General features: G+C 49.7%; 15 protein-coding genes. 5 read left to right on the top strand and 10 right to left on the bottom strand.

All coding sequences use genetic code 11. The annotated features are described in order from the left end of the window. Positions 1–547 precede the first annotated feature (547 nt). Positions 548–880 (top strand): hypothetical protein, encoded by a 333-nt coding sequence (locus tag FT643_RS21200; protein WP_156873423.1) that lies wholly within the window; start codon positions 548–550, stop codon positions 878–880. 259 nt (positions 881–1,139) lie between these two features. Here the strand turns inward: FT643_RS21200 and FT643_RS21195 are convergent, their stop codons facing one another. The 7 genes from FT643_RS21195 to FT643_RS21165 form a co-directional block, all read right to left on the bottom strand. Next, the gene (locus FT643_RS21195; RefSeq protein WP_156873422.1) at positions 1,140–1,382 is read right to left on the bottom strand and encodes a DNA-binding protein; all 243 of its coding nucleotides are present in this window, start codon (positions 1,380–1,382) and stop codon (positions 1,140–1,142) included. 29 nt (positions 1,383–1,411) lie between these two features. After that, the gene (locus tag FT643_RS21190) at positions 1,412–1,723 is read right to left on the bottom strand and encodes a helix-turn-helix domain-containing protein (RefSeq protein WP_156873421.1); all 312 of its coding nucleotides are present in this window, start codon (positions 1,721–1,723) and stop codon (positions 1,412–1,414) included. A 1-nt stretch (position 1,724) separates the two neighbouring features. Beyond that, positions 1,725–2,066, bottom strand: a complete 342-nt coding sequence (locus tag FT643_RS23965; RefSeq protein ID WP_156873420.1) for a toxin — start codon at positions 2,064–2,066, stop codon at positions 1,725–1,727. A gap of 271 nt (positions 2,067–2,337) precedes the next feature. Next, entirely contained in the window at positions 2,338–2,691 is a 354-nt protein-coding gene (locus FT643_RS21180; protein ID WP_156873419.1) for a hypothetical protein, read from the bottom strand. A gap of 85 nt (positions 2,692–2,776) precedes the next feature. Further along, entirely contained in the window at positions 2,777–4,429 is a 1,653-nt protein-coding gene (locus FT643_RS21175; protein WP_156873418.1) for an electron transfer flavoprotein-ubiquinone oxidoreductase, read from the bottom strand. Positions 4,430–4,547: 118 nt separating this feature from the next. Beyond that, positions 4,548–6,059, bottom strand: a complete 1,512-nt coding sequence (locus tag FT643_RS21170; protein WP_156873417.1) for a helix-turn-helix transcriptional regulator — start codon at positions 6,057–6,059, stop codon at positions 4,548–4,550. Between the two features lie 117 nt (positions 6,060–6,176). After that, a complete protein-coding gene (locus FT643_RS21165) occupies positions 6,177–6,686 on the bottom strand; it encodes a hypothetical protein (RefSeq protein ID WP_156873416.1) in 510 nt (169 codons plus the stop codon). A 211-nt stretch (positions 6,687–6,897) separates the two neighbouring features. Between FT643_RS21165 and FT643_RS21160 the strand changes: the two genes are divergently transcribed. Next, a complete protein-coding gene (locus FT643_RS21160) occupies positions 6,898–7,359 on the top strand; it encodes an EVE domain-containing protein (protein ID WP_156873415.1) in 462 nt (153 codons plus the stop codon). Here the strand turns inward: FT643_RS21160 and def are convergent. The 3 genes from def to FT643_RS21145 all read right to left on the bottom strand — a co-directional run bounded on the left by def (position 7,348) and on the right by FT643_RS21145 (position 10,539). Further along, the gene (def, locus tag FT643_RS21155) at positions 7,348–7,890 is read right to left on the bottom strand and encodes a peptide deformylase (protein ID WP_156873414.1); all 543 of its coding nucleotides are present in this window, start codon (positions 7,888–7,890) and stop codon (positions 7,348–7,350) included. The genes FT643_RS21160 and def overlap by 12 nt on opposite strands. Further along, positions 7,890–9,119 (bottom strand): NAD(P)/FAD-dependent oxidoreductase, encoded by a 1,230-nt coding sequence (locus tag FT643_RS21150; RefSeq protein WP_156873413.1) that lies wholly within the window; start codon positions 9,117–9,119, stop codon positions 7,890–7,892. Before FT643_RS21150 ends, def begins: the two co-directional genes overlap by 1 nt. A gap of 85 nt (positions 9,120–9,204) precedes the next feature. After that, positions 9,205–10,539, bottom strand: coding sequence for a dihydroorotase (locus tag FT643_RS21145; protein WP_156873412.1), 1,335 nt, complete (start codon positions 10,537–10,539; stop codon positions 9,205–9,207). A 79-nt stretch (positions 10,540–10,618) separates the two neighbouring features. Here FT643_RS21145 and FT643_RS21140 point away from each other — a divergent pair, with 79 nt between their 5' ends. The 3 genes from FT643_RS21140 to cysS all read left to right on the top strand — a co-directional run bounded on the left by FT643_RS21140 (position 10,619) and on the right by cysS (position 14,924). After that, on the top strand, positions 10,619–11,482 hold the full coding sequence (locus FT643_RS21140; protein WP_156873411.1) for a 6-carboxytetrahydropterin synthase: 864 nt from the start codon (positions 10,619–10,621) through the stop codon (positions 11,480–11,482). Positions 11,483–11,550: 68 nt separating this feature from the next. After that, positions 11,551–13,467 (top strand): threonine--tRNA ligase, encoded by a 1,917-nt coding sequence (gene thrS, locus FT643_RS21135; protein ID WP_156873410.1) that lies wholly within the window; start codon positions 11,551–11,553, stop codon positions 13,465–13,467. A gap of 62 nt (positions 13,468–13,529) precedes the next feature. Continuing rightward, positions 13,530–14,924, top strand: coding sequence for a cysteine--tRNA ligase (gene cysS / locus FT643_RS21130; protein WP_156873409.1), 1,395 nt, complete (start codon positions 13,530–13,532; stop codon positions 14,922–14,924). Positions 14,925–14,935: the final 11 nt, after the last annotated feature.

The following is a 14,935-nucleotide window of genomic DNA, read 5'->3' as shown; positions in this document are numbered from 1 at the left end:
ACACCAACGCGGATAATATTCATTTGGGATTCTCCTCATATTCACAATGCCTACCTGTTCACTCACTATTTTGGCACGTGGATGCCGGAGTGGTAAGGAGGAGTCCATCCCATTGCTTACGTCGCTATGTGTACACCTTAATATATAGCCATAGGCAGTAGAGATTATTATGGTTCTAACGTTGGGGTATTTAGAAGTCTGGCGCCATCGATAACAACCATAATACTGTCAGCTCAATCTAAATCAGGGTGGTATTAGAAGATCTAAAGTAGGCGCATTTAGATAGTTTGTTTCTTGAGTCCTTAAAGTGAATGCAGTCATTACTCTTTTCCTGAATTGTTGCAGCCCTTAAACAGGAAGCCATATTAAATTGCTTGCGGAATATTCGAGGGTCGGTATTGCCTTGAACGCTGGCCAGTTCCTTGAGAGTGAGGAATCAAACTTCAGGTTTTATCAGGTTCTTACATGGCAAAGGCCCGCCCTATCAGCCTTGTTTGCGTACGATCTGTCTTTATAGCGGCAGCGCTATTTCAAAGGATTTTCAAATATGCCCAAATATTTGTGTGAACCACAAAATTTTGAAGGAACTGGCTACAAAAAAGGCGTTAAACAATGCTCGTATATGTGCTATCCCATTATTGCCGGTCAAGTTATGCGTAATGCTGGTAAGCGAGTTATCGGCCCTGGTGAAGATATGGCCCGAGGTGACGTCTGCTTTGGCGTGGATTATCACGAACAATGGACTAACGCGCTGGGCGGCACCTGGGTCAACATGCCAGACTCACTTGAGCACTTTGTAGTCGAGACCGGATCACTGGGTGCTTGGTGGAAATATCCAAGTGAATTGCTTTCTGCAATCGAGAGGGAATTTGGTGAATAGACATAAAAAGATTCTAATACCCATTTTCACAATGCTTGTACTTTACGTTGTAGGGTTTTTCTTTCTGACGCCAGTCATGCTCAGTGCTAATTACACTAATAAAGGCACTTTCCAGAAAGTTCACGAGTTTCTTTACCACCGCCCCATATCGACTCTTAAACAAGATAATTGGCTGAGGCAGCGCTGGGGCGATTTGCAACACTATTGGTGCGAAAAGGACGCTGAATGCGAAGTAGTAGATTAAAGTATTTCTGTAATGTTATTCCTGGCTGATTCGCTCAATATGCGCGTACGGGATGGCTGCATTCACATTCTCAAAAGCGCTGCTAATGGCATCGATTGCACTAGCGGCCTCGCGGTCAAAGGTTAAGCCGATCATACCGGTCTTTCCTGTGCTTGGGCTGGAATCATTACACCCGGCTTCAAACAGCGCATCAAAGTGCGCCGATGGATCTTCATCCTGGTGAAGCCTGAACACCAATTCAAAATGATAGGTTGTCATAGAAAGATTCCAGTTTGTAGAATGGCCGTTTAGACCATACCAAGCCGGTCTAATGTGTCCGGGTACTTTTCCACCAGCTTGATTAGTACAGCTGCCTGGGCATTTGGTTTAGCCCTGCCCTGCTCCCAGTTTTCCAAAGTGCGCTTGTTAATACGTAAGTAGCGAGCGAAAACCGCTTGAGATAAATTAAGGCGCTCTCTCAGGGCTACCAGCTCAACGCTAGTAACCTCCGCCTTTTCTGGCAGTTCTACCGCATGTTGCTTCAGGGTCACTTTGCCGTTCTGCTCATCTTTGAGTGCCTGAAAGCCCTCACTCAATTCAGAAAATAAATTACGCTTCATATCAATGCACCTCACGGCTTAGTAACACTTCTAGCATTGCTGCCAAAGCCAGACTCTCTTGCTTGGTCAAATCGACAATCTCACCTTTACTGTATAGGGTGAACAACCAAAACTGACGGCCACCTTGCCACCAGTAATAAATTACCCGGACGCCGCCCCGCTTACCCTTGCCTCTGCGCTGATCTTTGAACCGCACTTTGCGCAGGCCACCGGTTCCCTTGATTACGTCACCCGCTTGAGGGTTGGCCAATAGTTCTTGCTGAAACTGCCTAAAAGCAGCATCGTCCATGTAGTTCGTTCGATAACGCTCAAACGGGGGCAACTCAACAAAAACGGCTTTCATGTTAACCTATACGTTACTTGCGCACGAACACAAACTATACGCTACCTGCGTATGCCTCTCAAGTAAGTTAAAAAAATTGAAAATAATTAGCCGAAGGCCAGAATCATTTCTGCCGGATTGAAAAAGGAGCCCAACGGCGAACATTTGGGGGTACTTATGGGGTACATTTATAAATACGAATCTAACTAAACATTAAGTATCAGATAGTTATAAACACTTTTCAGTCGACCTCAACCAACCAAATTCAGTTTCGAGATAGCCCTATCTCACGTCAGTATCTCCCCACCCAATCCAACAAACCATACTGCATCAGAGTCTTTTGCTGAACGCCCCCGTCCGGAACCATCCCCGGCCACTTAGCCCAGGCACCGGCCACTCCCCGTTCGAAGGGCAGTTCAATATCAGCCGGAAACACCAATTTCCACCAGACCTGAGGTCGAGTGCCCGGGCTGTTGACTACCCAGGCTGCCATCACTTCTTCGCCGTTATTTTGCCAGAGAGAATCGACGTGTTGCCGATAGTGTTTCAATAAAAATCGTTGTCGCAGCGGAGTGCCTGCAGGCATGGAGTCCAACAGCAGCTGAAACTCTGCGTGAAAAAGATCCGGAGCAGTTAGTATTTGCACAATTACACCATTTACCGAGATCGGCCCTGTGGGTAAAGAAGCAACTTCTCCTGTTAAGGCAAGCTCATTAATCCGGATCCGTCAATTACATACTGCCGTAATTCGGTCCCCCACCGGCTTCCGGAGCGATCCAGGTAATATTTTGATAAGGGTCCTTTATGTCGCACGTTTTGCAATGCACACAGTTCTGGCTATTAATTTTAAATATTGGCTCACCGGCCTCCACCGCAATTTCGTACACGCCCGCCGGGCAATAGCGCTGCGCCGGCTCAGCGAATTCCGGAAGATTCACGTTGATGGGTAATTCAGCGTCCTGCAGGCGCAAATGACAAGGCTGGTCTTCCGCATGATTCACATTCGATAAATAAACCGAAGTTAATTTATCGAAGGTTATTTTTCCGTCCGGTTTTGGATAGGCTATTGGAGCAACCTTGTCCACGTGCAACAAACATTCATGATCGGGCTTCGGATCCTGCAGGGTGATGGGTAGTCGGCCCCTCAAAATTCCATAATCAATAAAACTGAATACAGAACCCAACAGCATTCCAAACCGATGCATCGCAGGTGCGACGTTACGGGCTTGTTTAAGCTCACGAAAGACCCACGACTTTCGGATATTGTCATCGAACTGGTCAAAGCAAAGGCCACCCCTCTGATCGCTTAACAATTCATCCATTACCGTTTCCGCCGCAACCATTCCACTCTTCATGGCGGTGTGGTTGCCCTTTATTTTAGGGTAATTCATAAACCCAGCGTCACACCCGATAATCAGGCCACCCGGAAAGGACAGTTTGGGTAACGCCTGGTAGCCCCCCTTGTTAATCGCCCGTGCGCCGTAAGATAGGCGCTCCCCGCCTTCCAACAGCCAACGAATTTTCGGATGCAACTTCCAGCGCTGCAATTCATCGAATGGACTCAAGTAGGGATTCTCGTAATTCAGGTCGGTGATCAACCCGAGCGATATTTGATTGTTCTCAAAATGATACAGAAAGGCTCCGCCACCGGTATTCGTTTGCGATAGCGGCCAACCAAAACTATGCATCACCGTTCCTGGATGGTGCTTTTCCGGATCGACTCGCCAAAGCTCTTTAATACCTAGGGCATAATGTTGCGTGCCGCTATTTCGGTCCAGTCCATAGCGCTGTATGAGCTGCTTACCCACATGCCCGCGACAGCCTTCGGCAAACAAAGTGTACTTGGCCAGGATTTCGATACCCGGCTGAAAACCGGGCTTGGCCTCCCCGCTTTTATTTACCCCCATATCACCCGTAACGATACCGGTAACACGCCCGTGATCATCGAACAACGCCTCACTTGCGGCAAACCCTGGGTAAATTTCAACCCCCAGTTGCTCCGCCTGCGCCGCCAACCAACGCACAAATACACTCAGGCTGATTACATAATTTCCGTGATTATCTATGACGCGCTGCGCCAGAAGACCTGGAAACCGGAATCCCCGTTTGTCCGACGTCAGATAATAAATTTCATCCCTGCAGACCGGAACATTGAGTGGTGCCCCCATTGCCTGCCAGTCCGGAAACAACTCATTCAGCGCCGTTGGCTGCAACAAGGCTCCGGAAAGGGAATGCGCGCCAACCTCTGCTCCTTTCTCCACAACACACACCGAAATATCAGTGTCACGCTGCAATGCAATCTGTTTAATCCGGCATGCCGCAGACAAACCCGCAGGTCCGGCACCGACGATGACAACATCGTATTGTAACTGGTCGCGCCCCATTCCATTCTCCCTCAATATATTAACTGAAGATTTTCACACTCAATATAGAGGTAGGACGAACGACAGGAATCACCCTCAGGGGTGAATTAGGGGTGGGCGATAACGCACAAAAAAGGAGCTAGGGTTTGATTTTGAGTAGTGCTTGAGTCCGATTCTCTACCCCCATCTTTCCGTATAGGTTACGAATATGAACTTTCAGGGTGTTGAGCGACACATTCAGCTCCCTGGCAATTTCTTTGTTAGAAAGTCCCTTAGCAATCTGCTCCAACACCATTCTTTCACGCCGCGTCAGTGGTTCAATCGCGGCTTCACCAGTCTCAATTTCTCTCGGACTCGGTGCCTCAACTTCTGTTGACGCACTTTTTATCTTTACCCTGAATTCGGATGGCAGCTGCTGTAACCAAAAATGTCGTTTCTGGGAACGCTCGTTGTTATCCTGCAATAAAAATTCACTGGAGAGGAGGTGACCGGCCTCTTTCCACAAATGAAATTCCAGGCAAACCTCTACTGCATCATCGTAATAACCGTTGGCCTCCAACCAACCGATAGCGACATTTAATGTTGTCTTCAATTGAAATTCTGTCTGCATTTTTACTCTTTGCAATAAAAACTGACGGAACAAATCGTGATAACGAAACCAGGCTCGGTGATTATCTAATGGCACAAGGAATAAGTTACTCTGCTCCAACTCGGCGATCAGTTTAAAACACTCTTTTTTTCCGGTGAGTTCGTTACTCAATGCGGCGCAAAAACGTTTTGGTAACGCGCTCAGCAGCAAGAATTTTTGCAGCTCTTCTGACTGCACGCTAAACACTTCTTCAAAAAGGTAATCAGCGATATGACGATCCAGGTGCGAGTCTTCCAACAAACGGATTGCATCCGACCGCGCCTGACGTAACGACAGGGCAACCAACTGCAAACCTGCAACCCAGCCTTCTGCTTTTTTACAAAAGCTCAAAGGGACCTGATCATCCCCCTGCCAATGGGCGACCCGTTGAAAAAAATCCAATGCTTCTGTTTCAGAAAATCGCATATCGACTGCATTGAGTTGCAGCAATTGCCCGCTGGCCCGCCGCCGCGGCAGATTGAGTTCGGGCAAGTCGCGGCAGGTCACAATGACACGTATTGAAGCAGGCAAGTGATCCAGAAACACATTCAACCACCTGTACACTCGGGCATTTCTAATAAAATGGAAATCATCCAGTACCAATGTCAAAGCGCCCTCTGCCCTATTCATAGCCGCCAATTCGTCCAGGTCATTGAGAAAGGACACAACGCATTCATGATAGAGGCTGTCGCTTACCAAAGAATCGTCAGGTTGGTTGGCATTGGGCTCAAGCAGCTTCAATGCATGGGCACCCACTTGCGGCTGAACTTGCTGAACCGATGTGATGGTATAACGCCAAAACACATCCATCGCGCTGTGCTCGGCACCTAAAGTCAACCAGGCAAACTGATGAGGGTTGAAGTGAAGCCACTGACTAATCAGCGTCGTTTTGCCGTAACCGGCAGGAGCAGATGCAACAATAAGAGAGCCACCTGACGTGGCGGAAAGAACGTCCAGAAGGCGCTGACGTACAACAGTACTGTCCCGTAGAGGAGGAATATAAAATCGGGTTCTTAGTAGCATGAATTAATTCGGATCGCGCCAGCCTATGGGAGCCGGATTCGGGTCAGGCTTTAAATTTGCGGCTGGGGCTGTCGCGCAACCTCAACCGCATTTCTGAGCGACGCAGGAAAAAGCCAGCTACGCTTCCTGCACGTTACTCTCTTCCGCGCCCTCATTCTCGTCAATCACCGCCAACTCGTCTTCCCTGGGGAATTTAAGCTTGGCCCAACTTTGAGCATAGATAACCCACATCAATTGCAAGCGAGCTATCTTCATTTCTTCCGTGTTGCCACTGACTTTTTCTGCCCGCAGCTGTTTGATCTTTTGCTCCAAAGTCAAACGATGTTCATTCAGCTTTTGCCGGATCTCTTCCCCGCCTAAGCCGGTCAAAGTTAGAAACGGAATTCTGAAATCTTCCGGAAACTCCGACATAGGAGACTTATTCCATTCCAGAATAGCCTGCCATGGATATTGTGTGTAGCGTCCCTGGTGGCCACACATCTCATCTAAACAACGCACTACGTACCGAAGCTTTCCCTTCTCCGAATCCGCGCTACGTTCTTTTAGCAAACGAGCTTCACAACCGCAGGTACAGAAGTTAATCTCCGGCTTTAGCTCGTAAATCGGGTTTTCGTTAGTATCATTCATATTGTCTATGCGAGTTGATTTCAAATTATGTTTTTCTTCACAGGCCATGCTCAAAAAAGCTATAAACTGTGTAGATCTGCGAGAGCCCCAAAAAGTGGGGGTATACAAAAATAAGCACCATCTATCACTTTAATGGTATTTTTCACTATTTTGAAGTGAAAGCTACAATCTACACCACAATTTACCTAAATATATTTTGGAAACAATTAATATGCGGTATTGGTTATTCAAATCAGAACCTGACACTTTTGGCATCGATGACTTAAAAGCACGCGGCAAAAAAGGTGAACCCTGGGATGGCGTCAGAAATTATCAGGCACGCAACATGCTGCGAGACGACATTAAAAAGGGCGATTTAATTTTTTTCTACCATTCGAACACCAAAGTGCCCGGCATTGTCGGCATTGCAGAAGTCATCAAAAACGCGTTTCCCGACCCAACACAGTTTGATCCGGAAGCAAAGTATTACGATCCCAAAGCCAGTGAAGACAAGCCTCGCTGGTTTTGCCCGCAGGTACGCTTCAAATCAAAATTCAAAGACACTATTAGCCTGGAACAATTGAAAGCCATACCTGCACTGGAAGATATGGCACTGGTTCGTAAAGGTAATCGACTGTCTGTCATGCCCGTCACCGAACAACAGTGGAATTTTATTCTGGGTTTAGCTAACTGATGTAGACATTTGTTTGAAATACACCTTATCCGTCACCAAATCTGTGACGGAGTCGACACGGTCAACAAAAGTTTTTCCCACTAGATGATCGTACTCGTGCAGGAAAATTCTTGCGGGAAATCCGTCCAGCCGAATTTCCTGCAACTTACCCGTGTTATCGGCGTAACGCACACTGACAGAATCGGAACGGGTCACTTTTCCTCGTATACCCGGCACACTCAAGCAGCCTTCCCATAGCGTGACTTTATGGTCAGAGTAATTAAACGGTACCGGGTTGAACATAACCATCGGCTTCATGTGCGGCGCATCCGGGTAACGGGCATTGGGCTTGGATGCAATAATCATGATCTGTTGTCCCACGCCGATTTGGGGAGCCGCTATACCTACGCCACCACGCTCTTGCATTCTACTTTCCATTGCCTGCACCACTTCCAAGGCTTCCTGCAATCGAGTCAGATCAACCGGCAGCGCTAGCACTCTCAAACGCGGATCGCCAAGTTCGACAATATCGTATAGCGTGGAATCGGACATCAGGATAGAAACTGGCTTTTAGGTAACTTGCTGAGCAAACTTAACGGGTTGAACGCGGGCAAATAAACTTTACGCGCACTGCGCTGAAGCCGGTCCAGAGCATTCATTAAGTCCTTGCCTGACTTGGGCGGCGCCAGTTGCAATACTCCCAGAGTATAAATCGCTTCTTTCGCAACACCCAACACGGAAGACGAAACTGCGAAATCCTTAAACAGCATGAAAGTATCCAGATCGCCAAAGGTGACCACCTGCGGCTTTTCTGAAGGCTTGAATTCTCGCAGACGTTTACCAGACAAAAAGCGTTCGACATTGTGCGCAGCGGCTTTCCCCATATCAATGGCGTGATAAGCTTGTTTCGATAAACTGTGACCACCCGGATTCGCAGCATCCCCGATAATAAAGACATTTTCTCTGGCCTGACTTTGGAAGTAATCGTTTACATCAGCCCATTGATCCGGCGTATCGGTTAGATAGGATCGTTGTAAAAACCCGTTGGGAGAGGCCCCACCAGACCAAATGGTAATATCACTTTCAATTGCCCCTCCGTTCATTAAACAGATGCCTTCGGGGTCGACGGATTCAACGCTTTCACCCACATGATATTGCACACGAAAACCAGACGTGTGGCTGCGAATCTTGCTGTCGAGATGCCCCGGACAATTGGGTAGCAAAGCATCTGCGGACTCCACGATATTAAACTCGAATTGCGGCCGGTGACGATAAGTCCGCATCACTTCGCCGAACGCTTCCACGCCTTCAATGCCACCGCCCACCACAGTGACCCGGGTAGTTCGGTGAGACAACGACGCCCGGTGCAGGCGGCGAGCGATCACCTGACATTGCTCAACACTTTTCATGGGCAGGGCAAACTGATCAGCCCCTTCGATTCCAAATGTATTATTCACACTGCCAGTGGCAACAATGCACACATCGAACGGCACCCGAGAACCGTCATCCAGGTGCACGAAAGAGGACGTCATCTCTATCGCCCGGTTCAGCAAAAAACGATGCCCCAAGCGACGCACCAGCAGGTTCCGATTGAGTCGTAGCTCATCTCCTTTTTTTGCACCGGAGATAATTTCATGAATGTTAGGTAGCCACTCGATATGCGGGGAAGGATCAATAAGGGTAACGTCGAACTTGCCGGATTTGAGCTGCTGGGCCGCATTCAACCCGGCAACCCCCCCTCCCACTATGACGATCTTTTGTTTGTTCTGCCTGCCAAACATATTGGAACTCCAATTAAACCGTCCGATGAAACGAGCTTTACAATACGAAGTGTATACAGCTAACAGTGCATTCTATCCCAGGGACCTAACGTTCGAAAGCAATACGCGCGCCACGGACCGATTGATTCACTTTACCGGCTTCAAATGCCACTTCACCATTCACCAGGGTAGCCACGATAGATGATTTGAATATGTAACCACCAAACGGCGACCAGCCGCATTTGGAATACAACTTCTGGTCATCCACTACGGTCGGTGCATTCAGATCCACCAGAGTAAGATCGGCCCAATAGCCCTCGCGGATATAGCCGCGATTTTCGATCTGAAACAACTGAGCAACGTTATGGCTGGTCTTCTGGACTATGGTCTCGAGACTGAATTGACCGCGATGGTAATGCTCGAGCATGGACACAACCGCATGCTGTACCAAGGGCAAGCCGGCCGGTGCCTTGAAATAGGTGCCTTGCTTCTCGTCCCAGGTATGTGGGGCATGATCGGTCGCAACCACATCAATCAGATCGGAATTGATAGCATCCAGTATGGCCTGGCGATCAGACGCTTTCTTCACCGCCGGATTGCATTTGATCAGGCTGCCTTTGGCTTCATAATCTTCTTCACTGAAAAAAAGGTGATGCACACAGGCCTCGGCAGTAATGCGTTTCTCCGCCAACGGGCCTGCCCGGAACAAGGCCATTTCTTTTTCGGTCGTCAAATGCAATACATGCAAACGGGTATCGAAACGCTTAGCCAATTCCACGGCGAAGCTTGAGGATTTATAACAAGCCTCCTGCGATCGTATCAACGGATGACAGGACATGGGGATATCTTCACCATATTGCTCTCTGTATTGATCCTCATTGGCCTTAATCATCGGGGTATCTTCGCAATGGGTCACTACGATGGTCGGCGCATACTGGAAAATACCTTCTAGAATTTCCGGTTTATCCACCAGCATATTTCCGGTAGAGGCACCCATAAATACTTTGATACCGCAAGCCGCTTTCGGATCAAGGGATTTGATGTTTTCCAGGTTGTCATTACTGGCCCCCAGATAGAAAGCAAAGTTGGCCAAAGATTTTTGCGCGGCACGCTGATACTTATCTTCCAGCGCCTCGCGATTAATGGTCAGCGGGTTCGCGTTCGGCATTTCGAAATAACTGGTAATCCCACCGGCGACAGCGGCGGCGGATTCGGTGGCTATCTCGCCTTTATGGGTCAAGCCGGGCTCACGAAAATGGACCTGATCGTCTATCATTCCCGGCAGAAGATGCTTGCCGGTGGCATCTATCACCCGATCCGCGGGCTGGGAGGATAAATCGGCCCCCAGTTTAGCGATGCGCCCGTCGTCGATATAGACGTCCAGTTCGCGGAGTGTGCCTTCGTTGACTACAAGAGCGTTGGTAATTAACAAGCTGGTCATGTGCTCATCCTATACTGAGGTGCGCGGGAAGCGTATTATAACCGATTCAACTCTGTACTGAACCCAAGGCCCTGTTTTCATGTCTGCACTGTTTGTAAATCATCTCACGGTTCTCGATTTTTCCTACGTTCACCCGGTACGGGGTATCCTCGGCGAAAGCTGGATTGCGGATCTGGAGCTGCATGGCGAGCTGGACCAGCAGGGTATGGTGTTCGATTTCGGCGATGTAAAAAAACAGGTGCGCGATGCTCTGGAATCCCTGTTCGACCACAAGCTTGTGGTACCGGCTGAACTGCCGGCGCTCAGTAAAAGCGAACAAAACGGCATCACTGATTTAAACTGGGAGGACAGCGAAGGACGCCAATATCGGCACCGTTCTCCCGCCGAAGCGGTGCTGTTGTTGCAACAGGCCCATGTTTCGCCGGAAGCGCTGACGCCGCTATTGGAGCAAGCGGCAATGGCCGCAGTACCTGCCAATGTAAAGCAAATTAGGGTGCGCCTGCGCACCGAAGAAATCAGCGGAGCCTTCTACCATTACAGTCATGGGTTAAAAAAACACCTGGGCAACTGCCAACGCATCGCGCACGGCCACCGCTCGCGCATCAAAGTGAAGCGCAATGGAAAGCGGGACCCGTTGCTTGAAAAAGCCTGGGCACTAAAATGGAAGGACATCTATATCGGCACAAAAGAAGACCTCACAGAACCCTTTTCCGACAAGGGCGTGGAATACTGCACATTCGCCTACCAGGCCCAACAAGGTGATTTTGAATTAACCCTGCCCAAATCAAAGGTTTACCTGATCGATACCGATACCACAGTCGAATACCTGGCAGAGCACATTGCCGGTCGCCTGAATCAGGACAATCCAGATTGTGAAATCGAGGTGAAAGCCTTTGAAGGCGTGATGAAAGGCGCGATTGCAGTGAAACCTGCTCTTAAATAAGGCTGCATTCTTCTATACAATGTCCGGTCCACGAAACGGGATGGAAACGACAGGAAGAAACCAGAACCATGTCCATTGAAATAACACTGCCTGATGGTAGCGTGCGCCGCTACGACAACCCGATCACCGGCCTCGATGTCGCCGGTGACATCGGCCCCGGCTTGGCTAAAGCCAGCCTTGCCATGTACCTCAACGACCAGTTGGTCGACCTGTCCACCACCCTGACAGAATCCAGCCGTATCGCTTTTCTGACCCGTGACAAGGATGCCGCACTAGAGTTGCTGCGCCACGACGCCGCCCACGTGATGGCACAGGCAGTGAAAGAACTGTATCCGGAAACACAGGTCACCATTGGCCCCGCCATCGAGAACGGTTTTTATTACGATTTCCATCGTGAGGAATCCTTCACTCCGGAAGACCTGCATAAAATTGAATCCCGGATGGCCGAATTGGTAGAACAGAACATACCCATTCAACGCGAGGTCTGGCACCGAGATGAAGCCATCGCCTTTTTTGAGAAAGAAGGTGAAACCTTCAAGGCCGAATTGATCCGCGACTTGCCGCAGGATGAGGTGATTTCATTGTACCGACAAGGTGATTTTATCGATCTGTGCCTTGGCCCCCACCTGCCTTCCACCGGCAAACTGGGTAAAGCGTTTAAGATCATGAAGCTGGCCGGCGCCTACTGGCGTGGTGACGCCACCAACCCCCAATTGCAGCGGATATACGGCACTTGCTGGCGCGATCCGAAAGAACTCAAAAAATACCTGCACATGCTGGAGGAAGCGGAAAAGCGCGACCACCGTAAACTGGGTAAAGAAATGGGCTTGTTCCATCAGCAGGAAGAAGCCGTTGGCAGCATGTTCTGGCACCCGAAAGGCTGGCGTGCCCGCCGCGCACTGGAAAACTACATTCGCGGTAAGATGGAACGGAATGGCTACCAGGAAATCGCCACTCCGCAAATTATGGATCGGAAACTATGGGAACAGTCTGGTCATTGGGATAAATACGGTGAGGACATGTTTACCTTCTGCACTCATGACCACAAGGACATGGCCATCAAGCCCATGAATTGCCCCGGCCACGTGCAAATATTCAAGCAAGGGTTAAAAAGTTACCGCGACCTGCCGATCCGTTTCGGAGAATTCACCACGCTGTTCCGTAACGAAGCCCACGGTGCGCTGCACGGATTAATGAGAGCGCGCTCGTTCAGCCAGGACGATGCCCATATTTTCTGCACCGAAGAACAGATTAATCCCGAGACAGCCGCTTTCATTACCATGCTGAGGGAAGTATACAAAGACTTCGGCTTCGACGATATCCGCATCAAATTCTCCACCCGCCCGGAAAATCGCGCGGGCAGTGATGAAACCTGGGATAAGGCCGAGTCTGCGTTGCAAAGCGCGGTTGACAGCCTGGGCCTGGAATGCGAACTCAACCCTGGTGAAGGTGCTTTCTACGGTCCAAAGCTGGAGTTCGTGTTAAAGGATGCTATTGGCCGGGATTGGCAATGCGGCACCCTGCAGGTGGATTTTGTTTTACCTGAACGACTCGATGCCGAATACGTCGGGGAAGACGGCGCAAGACATCGCCCGGTTATGTTGCATCGCGCGGTATTGGGATCCCTAGAGCGCTTTCTGGGCATAGTGATTGAATCCAGTGCCGGACACCTACCGATGTGGATGGCCCCGGTGCCAGTGGTGATTGCCACTATCACCGATGATGCACGTGACTGGGCTTTGAGCGTGGCAGACAAACTGAAAACCGCCGGAGTGTATTGCGAACTGGATTTGCGCAATGAAAAAATTGGCTACAAAGTCCGTGAACACAGTAAAGCTAAAGTACCGCAGATTTGGGTGGTCGGTAAAAATGAAGCCGAAGCGCACCAGGTTGCGGTGCGCCAGCTGGGCAGCAAGAACAACGATGTACTGGATTTGGACGACGCCTTGCAGAAGCTGATTGACGCTACCCTGCCGCCGGTTTAACGAGGAACAAAGCAAGGTTCCAGACCAGCATCACGTTATTTAACATTCTCTTTAAGAAGACCATGACCATACATTTATACAATACACTGTCGCAGAAAAAAGAACGCTTCACTCCGATCGACCCGAATCAGGTCACGATGTATGTGTGTGGTCCCACGGTCTACAACTACGTGCATATCGGAAATTCCCGCCCAGTGGTGATTTTTGATCTATTGTTCCGCTTATTGAAACGGCATTACCCGGCAGTGAAATACGCGCGCAACATTACCGACGTGGATGATAAAATCAATAATGCAGCGCGCGAGAACGGTATATCGATTCGGGATTTCAGTGATCAGTACACACAAGCGTTCCACCAGGATATGGGCCGGCTCAACACCCTACCCCCTAGCCTGGAGCCGCGAGCAACCGATAACATCGACGCCATGATCGAACAGATTCAGGCATTGATGGATAACGGCCATGCTTATTCAGCGCAAGGGCATGTACTGTTTCAAGTGAGCACCGATGCGCACTATGGCGCGTTATCTCACCGCAAGCTGGATGACATGATCGCCGGTGCCAGCGAGCGCGTAGAGGAAGCCTCTTATAAGCGTCAGCCCGCCGACTTTGTGCTTTGGAAACCGTCCACTGACGACATGCCAGGATGGGAAAGCCCATGGGGTCGCGGCCGTCCGGGGTGGCATATTGAATGTTCTGCTATGATCAACAAACACCTGGCCAAGACCATCGACATTCACGGCGGTGGTCAGGATCTTATATTTCCCCACCACGAGAACGAGATCGCTCAGGGCACCTGTTGCCACCGCGAGGAAGAACAATTTGTTCGCTATTGGATGCATAACGGCTATTTGAATATCGACGGCGAGAAGATGTCGAAATCACTGGGCAACTTTTTCACCGTGCGCGAGCTACTGGAGCTGTGGCCCGGTGAAGTCATTCGTTACGCATTGTTCACCGCCCACTATCGTAAGCCATTGGACTGGACAGAGGATTTACTGTCCAGCGCCAAATCCAGTCTCGATCGTTTGTATGGTGCATTACGGGATACGCCGATAGACGTTGACCTGACTTTACAGCACCCCCGCCTGGATGAACTTGAGCACCATCTGCAGGACGATCTGGCGACGCCACAAATGCTGGCGGTGTTACACGCCCTGGCCGGTGACATCAACAAAGCCGATGCTGATGAGAAAGCAACCCTACAGCACGTACTGCGCGTTGCGGGGTACCGGGTCGGCTTGCTGGACCAAGATGCCGAAGCCTGGTTTAAGTGGCAATCGGCCAGCCAGACGAGCGGCTTAACCGATGCAGAAATTGATTCGTTGATCGAAGAACGTATCGCCGCCAAGACAGCTAAAAATTATGCCCGAGCAGATGAGATCAGAGCAATACTAAGTGAGCAGCGAATTACCCTGGAAGACTCTAAAGAAGGAACCCGTTGGACCAGACAGTAGTCGGTCCAACG

Origin of the sequence: Ketobacter sp. MCCC 1A13808, assembly GCF_009746715.1 — a bacterium.
GTDB lineage: Bacteria > Pseudomonadota > Gammaproteobacteria > Pseudomonadales > Ketobacteraceae > Ketobacter.
This window is presented reverse-complemented; position numbering and strand designations above follow the sequence as displayed.